The 19,406-nt window shown below is 70.7% G+C and carries 17 protein-coding genes; 4 read left to right on the forward strand and 13 right to left on the reverse strand.

Features of this window, described 5'->3' with window-relative positions; translation table 11 throughout:
• Positions 1 to 42: 42 nt before the first annotated feature.
• The 6 genes from BJ981_RS13020 to BJ981_RS13045 form a co-directional block, all read right to left on the reverse strand.
• Positions 43 to 771 carry an SDR family NAD(P)-dependent oxidoreductase gene (locus BJ981_RS13020; protein ID WP_184611175.1) on the reverse strand — a complete coding sequence of 243 codons (729 nt, stop codon included), beginning with the start codon at positions 769 to 771 and terminating at the stop codon, positions 43 to 45.
• Complete coding sequence (locus BJ981_RS39140; RefSeq protein WP_184611177.1) at positions 768 to 1,826, reverse strand: 2,3-butanediol dehydrogenase; 1,059 nt, start codon at positions 1,824 to 1,826, stop codon at positions 768 to 770. Before BJ981_RS39140 ends, BJ981_RS13020 begins: the two co-directional genes overlap by 4 nt.
• A complete protein-coding gene (locus BJ981_RS13030; RefSeq protein WP_184611179.1) occupies positions 1,823 to 3,109 on the reverse strand; it encodes an MFS transporter in 1,287 nt (428 codons plus the stop codon). Before BJ981_RS13030 ends, BJ981_RS39140 begins: the two co-directional genes overlap by 4 nt.
• A 27-nt stretch (positions 3,110 to 3,136) precedes the next feature.
• Positions 3,137 to 3,670: a 2,4'-dihydroxyacetophenone dioxygenase family protein gene (locus BJ981_RS13035; RefSeq protein ID WP_184611181.1), complete on the reverse strand. Its 534-nt coding sequence runs from the start codon at positions 3,668 to 3,670 to the stop codon at positions 3,137 to 3,139.
• 359 nt (positions 3,671 to 4,029) lie between these two features.
• Positions 4,030 to 4,179: a hypothetical protein gene (locus BJ981_RS13040; RefSeq protein ID WP_184611183.1), complete on the reverse strand. Its 150-nt coding sequence runs from the start codon at positions 4,177 to 4,179 to the stop codon at positions 4,030 to 4,032.
• A 220-nt stretch (positions 4,180 to 4,399) separates the two neighbouring features.
• A complete protein-coding gene (locus tag BJ981_RS13045; RefSeq protein WP_260324634.1) occupies positions 4,400 to 7,510 on the reverse strand; it encodes an AfsR/SARP family transcriptional regulator in 3,111 nt (1,036 codons plus the stop codon).
• 327 nt (positions 7,511 to 7,837) lie between these two features.
• On the opposite strand from BJ981_RS13045, the gene BJ981_RS13050 reads away from it, so the two are divergent.
• From BJ981_RS13050 to BJ981_RS13060, 3 genes are read left to right on the forward strand one after another with little or no spacing between them, the layout of a single operon-like run.
• Positions 7,838 to 8,965, forward strand: a complete 1,128-nt coding sequence (locus tag BJ981_RS13050; RefSeq protein ID WP_239139731.1) for a hypothetical protein — start codon at positions 7,838 to 7,840, stop codon at positions 8,963 to 8,965.
• A 28-nt stretch (positions 8,966 to 8,993) separates the two neighbouring features.
• Positions 8,994 to 9,656, forward strand: a complete 663-nt coding sequence (locus tag BJ981_RS13055; protein ID WP_184611189.1) for a hypothetical protein — start codon at positions 8,994 to 8,996, stop codon at positions 9,654 to 9,656.
• On the forward strand, positions 9,653 to 10,669 hold the full coding sequence (locus tag BJ981_RS13060; protein WP_184611191.1) for a carbohydrate kinase family protein: 1,017 nt from the start codon (positions 9,653 to 9,655) through the stop codon (positions 10,667 to 10,669). Before BJ981_RS13055 ends, BJ981_RS13060 begins: the two co-directional genes overlap by 4 nt.
• Here BJ981_RS13060 and BJ981_RS13065 read toward each other — a convergent pair.
• The 7 genes from BJ981_RS13065 to BJ981_RS13095 form a co-directional block, all read right to left on the reverse strand.
• Positions 10,582 to 12,714 (reverse strand): ATP-binding protein, encoded by a 2,133-nt coding sequence (locus BJ981_RS13065; RefSeq protein ID WP_184611193.1) that lies wholly within the window; start codon positions 12,712 to 12,714, stop codon positions 10,582 to 10,584. The two genes, BJ981_RS13060 and BJ981_RS13065, sit on opposite strands and share 88 nt — an antisense overlap.
• 354 nt (positions 12,715 to 13,068) lie before the next feature.
• Positions 13,069 to 13,506, reverse strand: coding sequence for a VOC family protein (locus BJ981_RS13070; RefSeq protein ID WP_184611195.1), 438 nt, complete (start codon positions 13,504 to 13,506; stop codon positions 13,069 to 13,071).
• A gap of 10 nt (positions 13,507 to 13,516) precedes the next feature.
• On the reverse strand, positions 13,517 to 13,888 hold the full coding sequence (locus BJ981_RS13075; protein WP_184611197.1) for a nuclear transport factor 2 family protein: 372 nt from the start codon (positions 13,886 to 13,888) through the stop codon (positions 13,517 to 13,519).
• Between the two features lie 14 nt (positions 13,889 to 13,902).
• Complete coding sequence (locus tag BJ981_RS13080) at positions 13,903 to 14,331, reverse strand: ester cyclase (RefSeq protein ID WP_184611199.1); 429 nt, start codon at positions 14,329 to 14,331, stop codon at positions 13,903 to 13,905.
• On the reverse strand, positions 14,328 to 15,887 hold the full coding sequence (locus tag BJ981_RS13085; RefSeq protein WP_184611201.1) for a GMC family oxidoreductase: 1,560 nt from the start codon (positions 15,885 to 15,887) through the stop codon (positions 14,328 to 14,330). The genes BJ981_RS13080 and BJ981_RS13085 overlap by 4 nt, the downstream gene beginning before the upstream one ends.
• On the reverse strand, positions 15,884 to 17,404 hold the full coding sequence (locus BJ981_RS39145; RefSeq protein WP_184611203.1) for a GMC family oxidoreductase: 1,521 nt from the start codon (positions 17,402 to 17,404) through the stop codon (positions 15,884 to 15,886). The genes BJ981_RS13085 and BJ981_RS39145 overlap by 4 nt, the downstream gene beginning before the upstream one ends.
• Before the next feature lie 10 nt (positions 17,405 to 17,414).
• On the reverse strand, positions 17,415 to 17,837 hold the full coding sequence (locus BJ981_RS13095; RefSeq protein ID WP_184611205.1) for a nuclear transport factor 2 family protein: 423 nt from the start codon (positions 17,835 to 17,837) through the stop codon (positions 17,415 to 17,417).
• Positions 17,838 to 18,062: 225 nt separating this feature from the next.
• Here BJ981_RS13095 and BJ981_RS13100 point away from each other — a divergent pair, with 225 nt between their 5' ends.
• Complete coding sequence (locus tag BJ981_RS13100; protein ID WP_184611207.1) at positions 18,063 to 19,322, forward strand: MFS transporter; 1,260 nt, start codon at positions 18,063 to 18,065, stop codon at positions 19,320 to 19,322.
• Positions 19,323 to 19,406: the final 84 nt, after the last annotated feature.

Below are 19,406 nucleotides of genomic sequence, written 5' to 3' on the forward strand. Positions count from 1 at the left end.
GACCTCCTCACAGCGCGATCCTTGTCGAGAGTATGTCGAGAATCAGACGGCTAGGTAACCCCCGTCCACGGTGAGTATCGCTCCGGTGACGTACGACGCCGCAGGCGAGCACAGGAAGGCGATCGTCGTGGCCACGTCGCGGGGGGCGCCGTAGCGGCCGAGCGGGATGCGGGCCAGCACCTCGGCGGCGGCCTCGGCGTCGTCGAGCAGGCCCCGGGCGAGCTGGGTCTCGACGAACCCGGGCGCGACCGCGTTCACGCGGACGCCCTCGGGCGCGTACTCGGCGGCCAGCGACCGGGTGAGCTGGGAGATCCCTCCCTTGCTCGCGCTGTAGGCCGGGCGGTCCTTGCTGCCGAAGAAGGCGAACATGGACGAGACGTTGACGATCTCGCCGCCGCCCGCGGCCAGCGCGGGCCGCGCCGCCTCGCACGCGACCATGGTGGCGGTCAGGTTGACGTCGATCACCCGCTGCCAGCGGCCGAGGTCGTACTCGTCGCGGTCGTGGCTGACGCCCGCGCAGTTCACCAGCACGTCGAGCCGGGATTCCGCGCCGACCAGCCGGGCCAGGCCGTCCCGGTCCAGGACGTCGTGCTCGACGACGCGCACGCGGGGATGGTCCGGCAGCTCGGCCGCGACCCGGGGGGCGAGGCCGAGCGCCACCACGTCCGCGCCCAGCTCGGCGAACAGCGTGGCGGTCGCGGCGCCGATGCCGGAGGTCCCCCCGGTGACGAACGCGGCACGGCCGGCGAACAGGCCGTCCTGGAAGGTCATGACGCCTCTCCTGGCCGCACGAGCACCTTGATCTGCCCTTCGCCGCGCAGCAGCGCCTCGAACCCCTTGTCCACCACGTCGTCCAGCGCGATGATCGAGGACACGATCGCGGTGAAGTCCACGCCCTCCTGCGCGAGCCGGATCAGTTCCGGGTACGCGTGCCGGTACCCCACGCTCGTGAGGATCGACTGCTCGCGGTTCACCAGGGCGAACGCGTCGATGCTCACGGTGTGGGTCAGGCCGAGGAACATCACGCGGCCGCCGTTCCTGGTCGCGTCCAGGCAGGTGCGCAGGGTGTGCTCCGCGCCCACCACCTCGAACGCGACGTCCACCCCCTCGCCGCCCGCCGCCTCGCGGATCAGGCCGGGCGCCGCGGCGGCGTCGCGGGCGTCCACGAGATCGGTGGCGCCGAGCCGTCCGGCCAGGGCGAGCCGCTCGGGGGAGAGGTCCGCCGCGATCACGCGCCGGGCGCCGCGCCGCGCCGCCAGCATCACGACCAGCAGGCCGATCGGCCCGAGGCCGACGACCGCGACGGTCTCGTCGCCCGTGACCCCGGCCCGCCGCACGGCGTGCAGCGCGACGGCCGCCGGCTCGAACACGGCCGCCTGCTCCAGGGAGACCGAGTCGGGCAGCCGGTGCAGCATGTACGCGGGGACGGTGGTCCGTTCCGCGAGCCCTCCGTCGCCCATCAGGCCCGCGAAGCCGAAGTGGCGGCAGATGTTGTACTCGCCGCTCAGGCACCTCGGGCAGGTGCCGCACCGGTAGTGCGGCTCGACGGCGACCCGGTCCCCGACCGCGAGGCCGGTCACCCCCGGTCCCAGCGCGGTGACCGTGCCGCAGAACTCGTGGCCGAGGACCAGGGGCGCCGTCGCGCCGGATTCCGGGTGCGGTTCGCTCACCGGGATCGCGTGCGGCCCGTCGGCGTACTCGTGCAGGTCGCTGCCGCAGATCCCGCAGTAGGCGACGGCGATGGTCGCCTCCCCGGGCCCCGGCGCGGGGACGTCCACGTCCTCGACGCGGACGTCCCGTGCTCCGTACCAGACGGCGGCCTTCACACGGCCTCCCGCGTCGCGAGCCGCCTGCGGAGGACGGCGGGGGCCGTCTCCTTCAGGGCGAACGAGAGCGCCACCACGATCAGCGCTCCGCCGGAGGCGATGAACATCGCGGTCTGCAGGCCCCACTGGTCGGACGCCCATCCGGACACCATCGGGCCGATGAAGCCTCCGGCGAGCTCGCCCACGCCCATGATCACGCCGAGTGCGGTGGCGAGGGCGCCCGGCGGCACGGTCTCGGCCGGGATCGTGGCCATGAACAGGGTGAAGCAGCCGAGCCCGGTGTAGCTGACGATCATGAGCGCGCCGAGCAGGACCGGGTTGTCCACGTAGACGAGGAAGATCGGGCAGAGCACCGCCAGGGAGGTGAAGCCGATCAGCGCCTTCTTGCGGCCGATCCGGTCGGAGATGCCCGGCGTGGCGAAGCCCCAGAGCACCCACGCGACGCCGAGGCACGTCATGACGCCGCTCATCGTGCCGGGCGCGAAGCCCTTCTCGTCGGTGAGGAACTTGGGCGTGAACGTGATCAGCGTGATGAACCACGTCAGGTAGAAGCAGGCGATCAGCATGCAGATCAGGACGTTCCGCTGCTTCAGCACGTCCTTCATGGCGGGCTTGGGCTGGGCCGGCGCCGCGTCGGCCACCGCGTCGGTCGCCGCGGTCCTGACCAGCGGCGGCTTCTCGCGGACGTACTTCGCGATCACCGCGGCGATGACGAGGCCGGGGATGATCGTGACGAAGAAGGCGGTCCTCCAGCTGGTCGCCTCGGCCACCCACACCACCACGATGGGCGCGAGGATGCCGCCGAGCAGGCCGGCGGACGAGCCCTGCACCAGGCCCATGTTCAGGCCGCGGCGGTGCTCGCGCGAGGTCTCCACCATGAGCGACTGCGCCATCGGCAGCACCGCCCCCTCGGCCACGCCCATGAGGGCCCGCGCGGCGAGCAGGCCGACGAAACCCCCCATCAGGCCGGAGACCGACGAGAACACCGAGAACATCAGTACAGCGACGATGAGGATCGGCTTGCGGCGGCCGATCTTGTCGGACAGGCGCCCGGCCACCATGCCGGCCAGCGCCCACGTCAGCGCCAGCACCCCGGACAGGGTGCCGAGCTGGGCGTTGGACAGGCCGAAGTCCTTGTCCATGTACGGCGCGAGGAAGGCGAGCGCCTGCCGGTCGAAGAAGACGAAGCCGAAGGCCACGAACAGGATGACGAGGAGACGGTTCTCGTACCGCCGCGACTCGTTCTCCAGGGCCGCCGGCGTGGGCGTCGAGATGTCGGTCATCACGTGCTCCGGGGGGAAGGCCGTCGGCTAACGGAAGAGGGAGTTGACGTAGTCCGCGCCGATGCCGACCTTCTCGTAGTGCGCGCGGCACATCGCGATGTAGTCGTGCACGTCGAAGACGCCTTCGGTCTCCCCGTTCTCGTCCAGCCAGATCAGCGGGCCCTTGACGATGAAGAACGTCTTCATCGGCTCGCCGCTGTCATAGGCCACGAGGGTGTGCCCCTCGCCCGGGGCCTCGTAGATGAAGTCGCCGGCCGTGGCCGTCCAGTCCCGCTCCAGGTACCCCCACTTGCCCGAGATCGTGTACGCGAAGACCTCGTGCGGGTGGTAGTGGCGGTTGACCAGCCCGGCCTCCTTGGCACGGAGGATGTCGGCCCAGCTGTTGTCCTTCACATTGATCCACAACGGACGCGACCCGACCGTCTCGGTGAACGGCACGTAGTAGCGGTCGTCGTCCGTGGCGACCTTGGACAGATAGACTTCCGGAAGCGCGTCAGGCTTCTGGGAGTTTTCGATCGGCTTGAGGTTCTTCCAGAACTCCGAGTTCGGGTTTTCCGGCACGTTACGAACTCCTTTCACGCCCACATGGCGAACCGTGCGTCAGAGTGAACATCCTCCGACCCTCACAGGTCTTTCCCTTCCCGGACGTGCGAGGTTGACGATTCGGGACACGCCCCGGACCGGCGACGTCCGCGACCAGGCGTCCTTCCCCGCCTCCGTGGGGGATCGCGGCGTCCTGGGAGGATCAGCGACACGCGAGTAAAGCTTTGGCATGTGGACGGCCTGCTCAGAACTCCGCCGCGCCCGACCGGCGCCGCGACGGGATGGTGGGCTCGATCACCGCTCTGATGGCCCGTGGGCGTCCGCCCGAAAAGGAGCAGGGGAGGCCCTTCTGGGCCTCCCCTGCTCCGTCGGACCTCTCAAGCGTTCGGCTGTGCCACCTGAACGGCCGGGACCGTGCCTGACGTCACAGGACGCTCAGGCGCCTTCTGTGTCAAGTAGACCATCCAGATCATGGCCGTACCTGCCACGAACGCCGCTATTTTGAGCAGAATCTTGCGCTGGTTCATCAGCTTCCTTATCAACGACCTGCTTGTGCAAGCCGTCATAGATGGACTTCATTGGCCATCGACTCGCTCTGTGGCACAGTTCTACAAACTGCCGAGAGTGATGATTTGTTGGGCTATGACAGGCTAAAAGCCGACATCGCCAAGTTGATCATAGCGTATGCCGGGAGTGGTAGAGGCGCTTACCGGATCGATTCGGTTGTCGTTTCGATCGCGAAATCCGTCACGATTCGGCAACGTCACTTCGCGGGTCGAGCCGTCTCCGGAGCGTGTCGGCCTCGGGAACGTTCAACTGCTCGTAATAATCGAGCGCCTGACGGAAAGACGCCTCCGCCTTGGCGTGCTCGCCGACGCGTGCCAGGGTCACGCCCAGGTCGTCGAGCGTTCGTGCCTCCTGATAGATATCGCCGATGGCCTGAGCGTGCTCCAAGGCCTTTTCGTAATATGAACGGGCGATTTCGTACCGTTTTGCACGATGATGTACTACACCGATATTGCGCAGAGCCTGCACTTCGTCCCCGCGCGCGGATATCTCGACCGCGATGTGCAGAGCCTTCTGGTAATTGATGAGCGCCTCGCGCTCCTTGCCGATGTGTGCGAGACAAGTGCCGATGTTGTTGAGGACGCGTGCCTCCGACTGCCGGTCGCCGATATCGTGGTAGGCCGTGAGCGCCCGGCGATACTGTTCGAGCGCCTCGGCGTGCCGGTCGAGACGCTGGTAGATCTCGGCGACGTTGTTCAGCAGCGTGGCCCTGTTGGGCGGGCTCACCATCGGATCGACCGATTCCGCCTCCTCATAATGGCGCAGCGCGGCCGTGTAGTCGCCGCGCCGCTCGTCGAGGTGGGCGGTGTTGTTGAGGGTCATCTGCTCGCCGCGCGGGTCGCCGACTTCGTGGTACAGCGCCAGGGCCGTGTCCAGGCGCTCGGCCGCCTTCGCGTAGTCGCCGCGCTCGAAATCGATCTTCGCCAGGTAGTTGAGCGTGCCGGCTTCACCGTGGCGGTCGCCGTCCCGCTGCCGCAGCTCCAGCGCCTGCTGGTGGTAGCCGAAGGCGACATCGAGCTCGGAGCGGAATCCGTGCACGAGCCCATGCTCATCGAGGAGGTCGGCGACCACCCGGTCGTCACGGGCGGCGCGCTGGATCTCCAGTGCCTCGGCCGCCGAGCGCAGCGCCTCCTCGTAGTGGCCCGTGCGCCTGCGCACCGCGGTCAGATCCGCCAGGGCGCGCGCCATGGCCGGGCGGTCTCCCATCTCACGCCACATGGTCACCGCGCGGGTGTGGAGCCGGGTCGCCGCGGCCCAGTGCGCCCACAGGTAGAGATGCCGGCTCAGGACGTGGGCCAAGGTGGCGGCGTGTTGCCACCAGCCGTTGTCGGCGGCGTAGCGGGCGACGAGCAGGAGGTTCTCCAGTTCGGCGTCCAACCAGGCGTGGGCCTCGGCGGGCGACCTGATCGAGGGCCGGGCGCCGAGGCTGGACGGGATTCCGAGGGGAGCGCGCCCGCGGAAGGGATAGAGCATGCGGTCGGCGGCGTCGGCCGTGTACAAGAAGTGGTCGAGGGCGCGCCGGATCGTCGCGGTCGTCTCGGCCTCCGGCGCGCGGTCGGAGAGGCCGACGGCGTACTCGCGGAGGAGCGAGTGGAACGTGTAGCGCCCGCGCCGGGGCTCCATGATGAGATGGTGATCGAGCAGGGCGTCGAGGATCTTCTCCGCCTCGGCCCGGCTCGACCCCAGCAGCGCCGCGGCGGACGGCGGGGTCAGGTCCACTCCCGGGTGCAGGCCGAGTCTGCGGAAAGCCTGCCGCTGGTAGGCGTCCAGGTCGCGGAAGGAGAGCTCGAAGGCGGCCGACACCCTGCGGTCCTCGGCCCAGATCTCCCCGAGCAGCCGGTCGGTTCTCTCGAGCAGCTCCACCAGGTCGGCGACGGTCCACGCGGGCCGGTGACGGTACCGGTTACCCACAAGTGCGATGGCCAGGGGCAGGTAGCCGCATAATCGCACGACCGTGGCGACGTCCTCGGCGCGGCCCGCGCGCTGGGGCTCGACGATGCGGGTGAACAGCGTGACCGCGTCCTCGGGCGGCAGGGCGTCCAGGGACAGCGACCGCACGCCGTCCAACCCGGCGAGGCGCTTCCTGCTGGTGATCAGCACCAGGCAGCCGGGCACTCCGGGCAGAAGCGGCCTGATCTGGTCGTGCCCGGCGGCGTCGTCCAGGACGATGAGCATCCTGCGGTGCGCGAGCTGGGTGCGCCAGGCCGTCGTGCGTTCCTCCAGCCCCTCGGGGATGGGGGAGACGCCGAGGTCGCGCAGCAGCCGGTCGAGCGCGGTCGCGGGGTCCATCCGCTCGCGCCGGGCGTCGTGGGCGTGCAGGTCGAGGAAGAGCAGCCCGTCGGGGTGGTCGCCGGCGAGCTGGTGGGCCAGGTGCACGGCCAGCGCCGTCTTGCCGACCCCGGGCATGCCGTCGATGGCGATGACGGTCACGACGTCGTCACGGGCCTGCGCGACCATCATCGGACCGAGTTCGGCGGCCCTGCCGGTGAACGTGGGGGTGTCACGGGGAAGGTTGTTGGGGCTCTTGCGGACGGTGGGCCGCGGCTCCGCCGGCAGCAGCGCCCGGTCGCCCTGCAGGATGCGCTGGAACAGGGTCTGGAGCGTGGGCCCGGGTTCGGTGCCGACCTCGGTGGCCAGACGGTCGCGCGCCCGGCGGAAGGCGCCGATGGCGTCGACTCTCCGGCCGCCGCTGTACAGGGCGAGCATCAGCAGCTCGATCAGTTTCTCGTCGAGGGGGAAGCGGTTCACGAGGTCGTCGAGCTCGGCCAGGAGATCGGCGGTCACCCCCTGCGCGATTTCGAGTCCGATGCGATCCGCCGCGGCGCGTAGCAGTTCCTCTTCGAGTTTCCTGCGGGTGCTGGTGACCCATGCGCCGGACAGTCCGGCGAGCGGTTCTCCCCGCCACAGACCTGCCGCCTCTTTGTACATGCGGACGGCCTCGCCGGCGTCGGTGACCGCCCGCGCCCGCGTGTGCAGCGAGCGGAATCGGTGGTAGTCGATGTTCCGGCGGTCGGTTTCGAGCACGTAGCCGCCTGAGGAGCGCTCGATCCGCACGCCTTCCTCGACGCCCTTGAGCGGTTTCCTCAGCCGTGAGATCGACTGGTGCACCAGATCGCGCGCCTTGTTCGGCGGTGAGCCGTCCCATAGCTTGCGGAGGAACGACTCCACGGTGACGGGCGTTCCCGGTGACATCAGCAGGATGGCCAAAATATGGCGTTCTCTGGCCCGCCCCAGGTCGAGCCGACGTCCTTGGGACCAAAACTCGACTGGCCCGAGAATACGGAAATCCATTCGAGCCCCTTTTCCGCGGGACCTGTCTTAACGCTCTGGCCTGACATTTTTTCATCTATGCCGTGGCGAATCCAGTCATAAGTGGGCCCAGAGATGCGTGGGACGTCGTTTGCGTGGCGTCGCACAAGGCCTCGGCAAGGGCGCCGCAAGGGTTTCCGCAAGGTGCGGCGTCCACGCTCGGAGACGAGCGATGCAGGGATCGCTTACAGCCATAGGCTGCACTAAAGGGGGCAATTCGAACAAATGTCTGGTCATGAATGGAACAAGGTGCCGATCGGGCCGGACGCCCGACGCTGGGTGACGCGGAGGAACTGCAAACTCGTCCTGATGGTCGTCCATACCGTCACCTCGGGACAGCGTCTGCTGGACACGGCCCGCCTCTTGGAGTCCGACCTGAGAATTCAGGTGGTCTTCACCATGGCGCCGGACGTCTTCAGCAACGGGGTGGAGCAGTTCGTCCGCCGCGTCGGGGCCGTCACGCTTCCCTGGCTCCAGGCGACGCAGCAACGGTTCGACCTGGCCATCGCGGCGAGCCTCGGCGGGCTGCACGAGATCCACGCGCCGCTGGTGGTCATGCCGCACGGCGCGGGCTTCAACAAGCTGGTCCCGGCGCCCGAGCGTGCCGCGCCCGCGCGGGGGCGCACGGCCTACGGGCTGGACGCGCAGCGGCTGGTGCACGACGGCGTCCTGATCCCGGCGGCGCTGGTCCTCGCGCACGAGGCCGAGAAGGCGCGGCTCGCCCGCGCGTGCCCCGAGGCGCTCCCCATCGCCGCGGTCATCGGCGACTCCTCCTACGACACGCTGGTCGCGAGCCTGCCCCATCGTGACGCCTACCGTCGCGCGCTCATGGTGGGCGGCGGACAGAGGCTCGTGGTGGTCAGCTCGACCTGGGGCGCGCAGTCGCTCTTCGGCAGGCGTTCGGGATTCCTGCCGCGCCTGCTCGCCGAGCTGCCGCCGCAGGAGTTCCGCGTCGTGGCGCTGCTCCATCCCAACATCTGGTTCGGGCACGGCGTCTGGCAGGTGCGCAGCTGGCTGGCCGAGTGCCGGCGTCGGGGGTTGATCCTGCTCCCGCCGGGCGCCGACTGGAGGGGGGTCCTCGCCGCGGCCGACTGGATCATCGGGGACCAGGGGTCGGCCACCCTCTACGGCACGGTCACCGGCGCGCCGGTGATGCTGGCGAACTGCCCGCGCGCCGCCGTGGACCCCGCCTCGCCCGCCGCCGAGCTCGCCGCCCTGGCTCCCAGGATCTCCCGGCGCACGCCGCTGCGCGACCAGTTGCTCAAGGTCGCCGCCGAGCTCGGGCCGGGACGGTACCGGCGCGTCGCCGAGCGGATCACCTCGGCGCCGGGCCGGTTCGACGACAACATGCACCACCTCATCTACCGGCTGCTGAACCTGCGCCGGCCCGCCGTCCCGGCACGGCAGCCGGCCGCCGTCCCCTACCTGGCCAAATGAGCCCATCACGCGGAAACGGAGAACCGGCATGCGAGACGACATGGTCGCCGTCCGACTCTTCCGGGTCGAACCCATGCTGACGCTGACCAAAGCGCCGTGCGACAGCGCGGCCCCGGACGGGCATCCGGGCACGCCCGGCATTCTGATCATTCCTCGGCAGGGGCCGCTCCGCGCGCCCCACCTCATGCTCGTCGCCCGAGGGCCGCGCCGGTGCGAGCCCTCCCCGGGCGTGCGCGTCTTCGCCGACTCGCACGTCGTCGCCGGCCTGGGCGACGGTACGAACCAGGGCAGGCCCGCCCTCGCCGACGTGCTCACCGACGCGAGCGCGGCGCAGATCGTCGCCTCGCCGGAGGAGCCGGGGCTGCTCGACAGGTATCCCGGCTGCGGGGTCGCGGTCGCCGCGGGCCGCCACGGGTGTCTGGCGGGGCTGCGCGACGGCAGGCTCGCCGCGATCAGGGGCGCCGCGGGCTTCGCGGTCGGAGCGGACCCCTGGCCGGCCGTCTACGGCTCCTTCGTCCACGGCTGGTGGTCGGCACGGATGCCGCTGGAGGGCCTGGCCACCGCCTCGGTGATCGTGGGCCGGTACATCGGCAGGACGGAGAACGGGTTCGGGTGCTTCCACGTGGCCGGACGCGGGCGGATCCTGCTGGCGCGGCGCTCGCCGTGGAGCACCGGAGGGATGTCCGCATGACCGGCAGGATCGTCGTCGCCGGGGCCGTCAGCCTGTACATGTCGGCCGGCATCCGGGAGTTCCCCGTCCGGTACGCCCCCACCTGGTCGCCGCGCTGGCTCGTCACCGGCGTGTCGGGGGCGGCGGGCCACATCGCACGGGCCATGAAGACCCTCGGCGACGAAGTGCGCCTGTGCGGCGTGGTCGGCCGCGACCTGGCCGGCGGCGCGATAGCGGCGGAACTGGCCCGGGAGGGCCTGCTCGGGCCGGGCATCGTCCCCGGGCCGGAGTCGTCCACCGGCCTGGTGCTGGTCGCGCCGGACGGACGGCGCATGGGGTTCCCGCACCTGGCGCCGGTGAACCCGGTCGTCTACCCGTGGGACGTCCTCGCGTCCCAGGCGGAGGGGGCCGACCTGCTGGTCCTGACGAACGCCCGGTTCGTCCGCGAGCTGGTGCCTCGCGCCGGCCGGCTCGGCGTTCCCATCGCGGTGGACGTGCATCTGATCTCGGACGTCGCCGACGCCTACAACCGGCCGTGGTTGGAGAACGCCGACGTGGTCTTCTGCAGCCACGAGTGCCTTCCGGTGCCGCCCGCGCGCTGGGTGGCGGAGGTGTTCGCACGCTATCCGCGCTGCCGGATCGTCGGCGTGGGGCTCGGAGCCCGGGGAGCGCTCGCGGGCACCCGAGACGGCTCCCTGATCAGGGTCGAGGCCGTCGCCCCGCGCGGGGTCGTCAACACCTCGGGCGCGGGCGACGCGCTCTTCTCCGGCTTCCTGCACGTGTGGCGCGCCACGGGCGACCCCGTGCGCGCGCTGCGGGCGGCGGTCGTCCACGCGGGATGGAAGATCGGACACCAGGCGCCGGCGGCGGCGTCGTTGACCTGCGGGGAGCTGTCGCGACTCGGTGAGGCGCACGCGCCGCCGACGACCGTCGGCCGCTGGGACGGTCAGCTCTCGCCGAGCCGCACCAGCCGCTCCTTCACCGGCCCGACGTCCGCGCCGCGCGCGGAGAGCAGGCGCAATGCCTCCTCGTAGTGGGCCCGCGCGTCTTCGAGGCGCCGCTCACGGGCGGCCAGGTCTCCGAGCGCCTCCAGCGCCAGGGCCTCGCCCGCGTCCGAGCCGATGCGCCGCATCTCGCTCAGACCCTCCTCCAGCAGGCCGGCCGCCTCCGGCTCGCCCGCGCGGGCCCTGCCCAGCAGGATGAGCACCCTTGCCTGGTTGTAGGGGTCGGGTTCGGGCGCGAGGAGCCGCCGCGCCTCCGTCAGGCGCGCGACGGCCTCCCGCGTCCGGCCCTGGCGGGTCAGCGCGTCCCCGAGGTCTGCGAGGGTGCGCGCGGCCCGCCGCTGCTCACCCGTCCGGCGGTAGCCGTCGAGGGCCTCCTCGAAGAGGGCGACGGCCTCGGCGACCCGGCCACGGTCCAGTTCGACCAGGCCGAGCCTGCGGTGGCCGCCGGCGATCCGCTGGGCGTCCCCCTCACGGCGCCAGATGTCCACGGCACCGCGAAAGTGGACCGCCGCCTCGTCGAGCCGGCCCAGAGCCCGCAGGGCCAGGCCGGTCCGGTTCAGCATCTTCGCCTCCGCGCGAGGGTTCGCGCCGTCGCGGGCCGCGGCCAGCCCCATCTGGTCGATCTCCAGCCGTTCCGCGTGGAGGCCCCGGTAGAGGAACAGCGGCCACAGGGCCTCGACGAGCTGCCACGCGGTGGGGAACAGGCCCCTCTCGTTCGCGGTCCGCACGGCGGTCCTGAGGTTGGGGAGCTCCCGCTCCAGCCAGTCGAGCGCGGCCGCGGAGCCGTCGAACGCGACGGGCTCGGCGGGGACGTGGACGATCGCGTCGTAGGCGACGCGGCGGTAGGGCATCACCGTCCGGCTCGCCGCCGCCGCGGTGTCCAGGTACCAGTCCAGCACCCGTCGCACCGCCTCGGCGCGGTCGGCTTCCGTGTCGTGCTCCTCGGCCATCTCACGGGCGTGCAGCCGGGTCAGCTCGTGCAGGCGGACGGCGCCGCCCGGCGCGTCGTCGAGCAGGTTGGCGTCGAGCAGCACGTCGAGCAGTCGCCGGACCTCGGCCCTCGGCAGGTTCGCCATCGCCGCGGCGGCCCGCGCGTCGATGGGCGTGCCGGGGAAGAGCCCGAGCAGCCGGTAGACCCGGGCGGCCTCGGACGGGGCAAGCCCCTCGTACGACAGCATCAGGGCCGCGCGGATCGTCATGTCGTCCTCCACCGACAGCGCGCTGAGGCGCTGCCGCTCGTTGGTGAGAGCCTCCACCATGTCCGTCAGCGGCCGGTTCGGCCGGGTGGCCAGCCGGGCGGCGGCGACGCACAGGGCGAGCGGCAGCCCGGCGCACAGCTTCACGAGCTCGCGCGCGGCGCCCGGCTGGGCGCGCACGCGATCGTCGCCCACGGTCTTCTCCAGCAGTTCCAGCGCGGCGTCGGCGCCGAGCCGGTCGAGCCGCACGGCCTGGGCTCCGCGCGCGAGGAGGCCGCCGAGCCGTAACCGGCTCGTCACCACCGCGACGCTGCCGGCCGAGGCCGGGAGCAACGGGCTCACCTGCGCGGCGGAGACGGCGTCGTCCAGGACCACGAGCAGCCGGCGCTCGCTCACCAGGGACTGGTAGAGCGCGGAGCGTTCCGCGAGCCCGCCCGGGATCCGCTCCGGCGCGATCCCGAAGGCGCGGATGAAGCGGCCGAGGACCTCGGCCGGGTGTACGGGATCGTCGGCTGCGTGCCCTTGCAGGTCGGCGAAGAGCCGGCCGTCGGGGAACGCGGCCCGTTCGCGGTGCGCCCAGTGCAGGGCCACCGCGGACTTGCCGACTCCGGCGGGCCCGCTCACCACCGCCACGGCGGGGACGCCGTTCTCCTCCAGCCGGGTACGGATGGCGTCCAGCCGGGACAGCGCGGTGGTCCTGCCGACCAGGACGCCGGTGGCGGGGAGCTGGTTCGGCTTGGGCAGAGGGGTGGTGGCGTGGTGCAGGTGGATGTCGCCGTGGACGTCACGTGCCTGGACGGCCGGGCCGTGCACCGTGCCGCTCAGCTCGTTGACCTGTGCCGCGATCTTCCGGTCCTCCCCGCGGGACTCGGCGTTCATTCATGGCCCAGAATCACGTCGAGAACACCCTTAGCCACATTCGTTCGATCGTCGTCGATGGAATCGTGGATTCGCGCGTGAATGATCGTACATGTTTCCACCATGCTTGCCCGGAGCCGAACTCCCGTCAAGCGTGGAACCGATGCCGTTTCCGGCCATAATGCGAGGAGATAGGAATGCGTTGTGGTGGAAGACGCCGTATGAGGGACATCCGCATTGATGTCCGGAGGACGTGCCGGAAATAGCTGTGAACAGTGTTACATATGGTGTTCGGTGCTGTGGCGGGCGTCACTTTTCAGGGGGAAGGCGAACGCCAAGGGGCGCCCTCGGATGGTGAGGGCGCCCCGGGGTGGGTCAGGCGTAGTTGGCCAGTTCTTCGGGGGTTTGGTCGACGTAGCCCTGGCTGATCTCGATGATGACGCCGTCGGGGTCGCGGACCCATACGGTCTTCCAGCCGGGGATGTACTCGTCGAACCTCAGGGGGCCGAGGGTGATGTGGGCGTCGTCGCCGGCCTCGTTGAGGAAGGCGTCCACGTCGTCCACCTGGAAGGCGAGGTGGCGGGCGACGCCGGGGGCGGCGGGGCCGTCATCGGTGGGCTCGGGGGCGGGGGCGGCGGTGGTGGGGAACAGTTCGAGCAGGGCCTCGCCTCGCCGCAGGAAGATGACCCGCGTGCCGTCCGCCTCCGCGACCCTCGCTCTCCTGAAGCCGAAATAGCGGGTGTAGAACTCCTCGGTGGCCTTCTGGTCGCGGCAGTTCAGGCCGACGTGCGACCAGCGCGGGCTGTCGGGCATCCGTACCGCCTCACTTACCGAGGATGGGCGCGAACGGCACGCTGTCGTGGAAGTTGGACATGTACGAGATGAGCCCGTCGGTGACGACGAAGTAGTTGCACACTCCGGCCTCGATCGACTCGCCGCCGACCGTGACGGCGGAGATGCGCGAGACCACGGCCGCCTGCTCGCCCTCCACGACGACGTGGGCGGGGACGTTCGCGAACCGCGCGTAGGTCTCCGGGAATCCCTTCATCATGCCGCGCAGGGTCTCCCGGCCTTCGACGTGCCCGGAGAGCTGCTCGTCCATCACCTGGTTCTCGGCGAACAGGTCGCACCAGGCGTCCCACTCGCCGGCGTTGGCGAGCTCGTAGTAGCGCGTGATCACTTCTCTGGTGTCCACGTGTGGTTTCCCCTTCAGGAGACGGGGGCGCTGTCCTGCACCCAGGTGGGAAGCGGGACGTCGATCTGCCGGAACAGGGTGACGAGGTCGTCGACGGCCCAGCGCTCGGCGAAGCGGCCGTCCTCCACGCGCCAGAGCTCGTGGGTGTACCACTCCAGAGCGTTGCCGGTGGGGGCGACGCCGAGGAAGGGGCCGACGTGCCGGCCGGTGAGGCGGATCCGGGTGAAGACCCGGTCCCCGGCGCTCACGACCTCCTCCGGGTGGGCGACCATCTGCAGGGCCTCGATGACCGCGCCGAGGTTCCCCTGGTAGATCGACAGTCCCGCGACGTCGACGAGCCCGGGGTGGTGGTCGACGAAGTCCTCGGTCATCACCTCGCCGAGCCCGTCCAGCTCGCGTGCGTTGAAGAGCTGCGCGAAGCGCTGGTAGAGCTGCTCGCTCATGGTGACTCCGTCCTGCCGAGCAGCAGGTCGGCGGCCTTCTCGCCGATCATGATGCACGGCGCGTTGGTGTTGCCCGCCACGATCTGCGGCATGATCGAGGCGTCGGCGACCCGCAGCCCCTCCACGCCGTGGACGCGCAGGCGGTCGTCCACGACGGACTCCCCGTCCTCGCCCATGCGGCAGGTCCCGGTGGGGTGCCAGAGCGTTCCGGCGTTCTCCCGCACGTACTCGGTCAGCTCGGCGCGCCCGGTGACCGTGGGCCCCGGTGCGATCTCCTCCTTGACCAGGCCCGAGATCGCGCTGGTCGCGGCGAGCGCCCGGGACAGCTCGATGGCCTCGAGGAAGCACTCGACGTCGGCCGGGTCGCTGAGGTAGTTCGGCTGCACGATCGGCAGCTCGGACGGGTCCGCGGACCGCAGCGTCACCGACCCCGTGCTGCGCGGCTGGATGATGATCGGCGCGAACGTGAAGCCCGGCCCCTCGCGGTCGTAGGCGGGGGAGACGAACTTGATGCTGCCGAACGCCATCTGCAGGTCCGGCGGCCGGTCGGCCGGCGTCGCGCTGGTGCGGGTGAAGAACCCGGTCTCGGCGATCAGCGTCGGGACGAACGGGTGTTCTTCCCTGGCCAGGTAGCAGACCCCGACGACCATGTGGTCCTGGAGGTTCCGCCCGACCCCGGGCAGGTCGGCCACGACGTCGATCCCGTGCCCGCGCAGCTCGTCGGCCGGGCCGATGCCCGACAGCATCAGCAGGTGCGGGGAGTTGAACGCCCCGCCGCAGACGATCACCTCGGTGCTCGCGTACGCCTGGTGGGCGGCGCCGTCCGCCACGTACTCCACGCCGACGGCCCGCTCGTTCCTGATCAGGATCCGGCTCGCCAGCGCCTCGCTCGCGATGGTCAGCCCGGGGTTCTCCAGCAGGGGGTGCAGGTAGCCGGTGGCGGTGCTCGACCTGTGGTGGTCGCGGGTCTTGCTGGTCTGGTAGTAGAAGACCGTCTCTTCCTGCTCGCCCGCGTTGTAGTCGAACCTCGGCCCCTGGTCCTTGAGCCCGACCTCGCCGCCCGCGGCGAAGAGCCTGGTCGAGACGGGGCTCGGGTCGGCGTGGTAGAGGACGCCGATCGGCCCGCCCGTGCCCCGGTACTCCGACTCCCCGCCCTCGAAGTCCTCCAGCCTCTTGAAGTACGGGAGCACGTCGCGGTAGCCCCAGCCGTGGTTGCCCAGCGCGGCCCAGTTGTCGTAGTCCATGCGGTGGCCCCGCACGTACAGCATGGCGTTGACCGAGCTGGAGCCGCCCCACACCTTGCCGCGCGCGATGGGCACCGTGCGGCCGTGCAGCGCCGGCTGGGGAGCGGTGACGTACCCCCAGTCGATCTCGCTCGGGCTCCACAGGGAGACCGTGGAGGGCACCTTCTCGTCGTGGATCTCGCGCCGGCTGTCGCGAGGGCCCGCCTCGATCAGCAGGACCGTCGCGTCGCTTCCGGTGACCAGCCGGTTGGCGAGGGCGGCGCCCGCGGATCCGGCGCCCACGACGATGAAGTCGTAGGAACCGGCGCTCATGAGGCGGCGTCCTGCTTGATGAAGTCGGCGGCACGCTCGGCGACCATGACCACGGCGGTGTGGCAGTTGCCGGTGGTGACCTCGGGCATCACCGAGGCGTCGGCGATGCGGAGCCCCTCGACGCCGTGGACGCGCAGGCGCGGGTCCACCACGGCCAGCTCGTCGACGCCCATCTTGCACGCGCCGACGTAGTGGTAGTACGAGCCGAGGTTCTGCTTGACGAACTCGGTGACGTCCTCCCGGCTGGAGACGCCGTCGCCCGGGGTGACCTCCTTGACGCCCCAGTCGGCGAACGCGCGGGTGCGGAACAGGTCGCGGGCCATCTCGAACGCGTCGACCATGCGCTCGCGGTCGGAGGGGTGCGACAGGTAGCGGGGGTCGGCGAGTGGCGCCTCCAGCGGGTCGGCGCTGGCCAGGCGCAGCGTGCCGCGGGCCAGCGGGCGGACGAGGCCGGGCAGCATGGTGACGAGCTGGGGGTGCGGCTCGGGCTGGAACTGCGCCCTGTGGATGAAGCCGATCTGCACGTCGGGGACCGCCCAGCCGCCCGTGTTGGCGAACAGGCACACCTCGGACATGTTCATCGTGGGCTCGGGCGCCGCCCGGTCGGTCATGTTGACCGGCGCCACGATGAGGACGTGGTCGTGGTAGTTCTCGCCGACGCCGGGGAGGTTCAGGCGGACGTCGATGCCGAACCGCCTGAGGTGGCTCTCCTGCCCGATGCCGGAGAGCATCAGCAGCTTGGGCGTCTCCAGGCCGTTGGCGCAGAGGATGACCTCCGAGCCGGCGCGGGCCTGGCGGGTCTCGCCGGCGCGCACGTACTCGACGCCGGCGACCCGGTCGCCCTCGAAGATCAGCTTCGTGGCGCGGGAGTCGGCGCTGAGGGTCAGGTTGGGCCGTCCGAGCGCCGGCAGCAGGTACGCCTGCCGGACGCCGAACCGCTTGCCGTCCTTGATGTCCAGGTGGTGCCAGCCGGCGCCGGTGAGCTGGGCGTTGAAGTCGGGCGTGGAGGGGTGCCCGAGCTCGGCGCAGGCGTCCAGGAAGGTCTGCGACAGCGGGTTCGGCTGGTGCCTGCCGGCGTTGATGACGTTGACGGGCCCGCCGTGCCCGGCCGTCGGGTTGGTGTCGTCCTCCTGGGACTCCAGCTTCTGGAAGTACGGCAGCACGTCCTGCCAGGACCATCCGGTGGCCCCGTGGTACGCCCAGTTGTCGTAGTCCAGCGCCTGACCCCGCAGGTGGATCATGTGGTAGAGGTTGCCGGACCCGCCGATGCCCTTGCCGGCGGCGAGGTAGACCTTGCGCCCGCCGAGGGCGGCCTGCTCGGCCGTCCAGTACACCCAGTCGATCGGGGTGAAGTGGTGCTCGGCCCACCGGTATGGAATGTCGACGGTGTCGGGGATCGTGTCCGCGCCGGCCTCCAGCAGGAGCACCGTCGCGTTCTCCAGCTCGCTGAGCCTGTTGGCGATCACCGAGCCGGACGCGCCCGCGCCCACCACGATGTAGTCGTAGGTCTCGCTCACGTTCACTACCTCACTTCTCCGCCGGCGACAGCGGGTTGAGCGCGCCGACGTGGTACTTGACGATGGCCAGGCCGTCCGGCGTCTTCGCCAGCTCCCACTCCTGGGTGACACGGAAGCTGCTGCGGCTTCCGTCGGAGGTCTGGGTGGCCGTCCACACGACCTGGACGTCGACGTGGACGGTGTCCCCGTCGTCGCGGGCGGCGAGCCGCTCGACGACGTGGTCCTGATCGGTGAAGGACTCGCCGACGACGGCGTACCAGTCCCGGAAGTCTTCGTGGTCGCGCAGCGTGCGCTCCGGGAAGGCCATTTCGAGGTCCCGGTCGACGACGAGGGGAAGCAGCCTCTCGACCGGCTCGTGGGCGCTCAGCCGGTCGAACCACTGCCGCGCGAACTCCGCGGTCTCCGCGTCCAGCGCGGACTGATTGGCTGGCATTGTGCCACTCCCTTGAATAGTAACGGATTTTAATTATTAAGTCGGAATTGTGCGTTAGGGTCGATCGGCCGAAAACCAGAACCGCACTCGGATAAATGCACGTAGTGCCGTGTCGGGACTTGACACAGTGCCCTGTGTTTCCATGAATCCCGTTCTCCGCCGGATAGACGCCGCCATAGCCTCGCCTGGTAGGTGAATGCCCGTTAACGAGAGGGACCTCCGCCCATGCGAGCTCGATCGATCGCGACCGTGCTGCCGGGAGGCGCGGCACGTCATCCGGTCCTTCTGCTGTCCCTCGGCACCTTCGCCCTTGGCACCGACGCCTTCGTGATCAGCGGCGTGCTGAACGAGGTCGGACGCGAGCTCGGCGTTTCCCTGGGGACGGCGGGACTGCTCATCACCGTGTTCTCCGGCGTGTACGCGCTGTCGGCCCCCGTGCTGGCGGTGGTGACCGGGAATATGTGCCGCAGACAACTGCTCTTACTGAGCCTCGCCGTGTTCGTCGCCGCGAATGTGCTGGCCGCCGTGGCGCCCAACTTCACCGTGATGATCCTGGCCCGGGTGGCCGCGGCGATCGGCGGCGCCATGTACACGCCGGTCGCGGTGAGCGTCGCCGCCACGCTCGCCGCCCCCTCCGAGCGCGGGCGCGCCCTCGCCGCCGTCGCCGCGGGCCTCACCGTCGCCAACGCGCTCGGGGTGCCGCTCGGCACGCTGATCGGCCAGGCCTTCCAGTGGCGCGTGACCTTCGTGTTCGTGGCGGTCCTCGGCGTGGTGGCCTACGTCGGGCTGCACCGCGCGCTGGACCCGCTGCCGTCCCCCGGCGTCGCGTCGCTGCGCCAGCGGCTCGCCGTCGCGACGCTGCCCGGCGTCCCGGCCACGCTGCTCGGCACGTCCCTGGCCGTCTGCGGCATCTTCACGCTCTACGCCTACCTGGCGTGGTTCGCCGGCCAGAGCGCGGGCATCGCCGGGGGAGCGCTCACCGTGGTCTACCTGATCTTCGGCCTGGTGGCGGTGGTCTCCAACCTCACGGCGGGCGTGCTCATCGACCGCACCTCGCCCACGCGCGTCGCGCTGCTCTCCATCGTCGGGCTGGCCGTCGTCTACACCGGCCTGTCGGTGTTCGCCGGGCTCGGGCTCTCCGGCACGGGCGCGGTGGTGACGCTCGCCGTGCTCGTCGGCGTGTGGTCGATGATCGGATGGCTGTTCAACCCCTCCCAGCAGCAGCGTCTGCTCACCGCCGCCGGTCCGCAGGGCACGATCGCGCTGTCCCTGAACGCCTCCGCCCTCTACACCGGGCAGGCCGTGGCCGGGGTCATCGGCGGGCTCATGCTCGCCGCGGGCCCGGGCCGGCTCGCCCTCGCCGCCGCGGCCTGCGAGGTCCTCGCCGTGGCCGCGCTCGCCGTCTCGGCCCTCGCCGGCCGCCGCAGGACCCCGGCCGCCGGGCCCGTCGAAACAGGGGTTGCTTTCCGTCGCTCCCGGGCATAGGGGGATGACGCGAACGGTTCCCCCGCGCGGTCCAGCGTCATACCGGCCTGGTCATGGATGAGTCATGCCTCAAGTGGCATCGAG

This window comes from Sphaerisporangium krabiense, from assembly GCF_014200435.1.
In the GTDB taxonomy this organism is placed as follows: Bacteria; Actinomycetota; Actinomycetes; order Streptosporangiales; family Streptosporangiaceae; genus Sphaerisporangium; species Sphaerisporangium krabiense.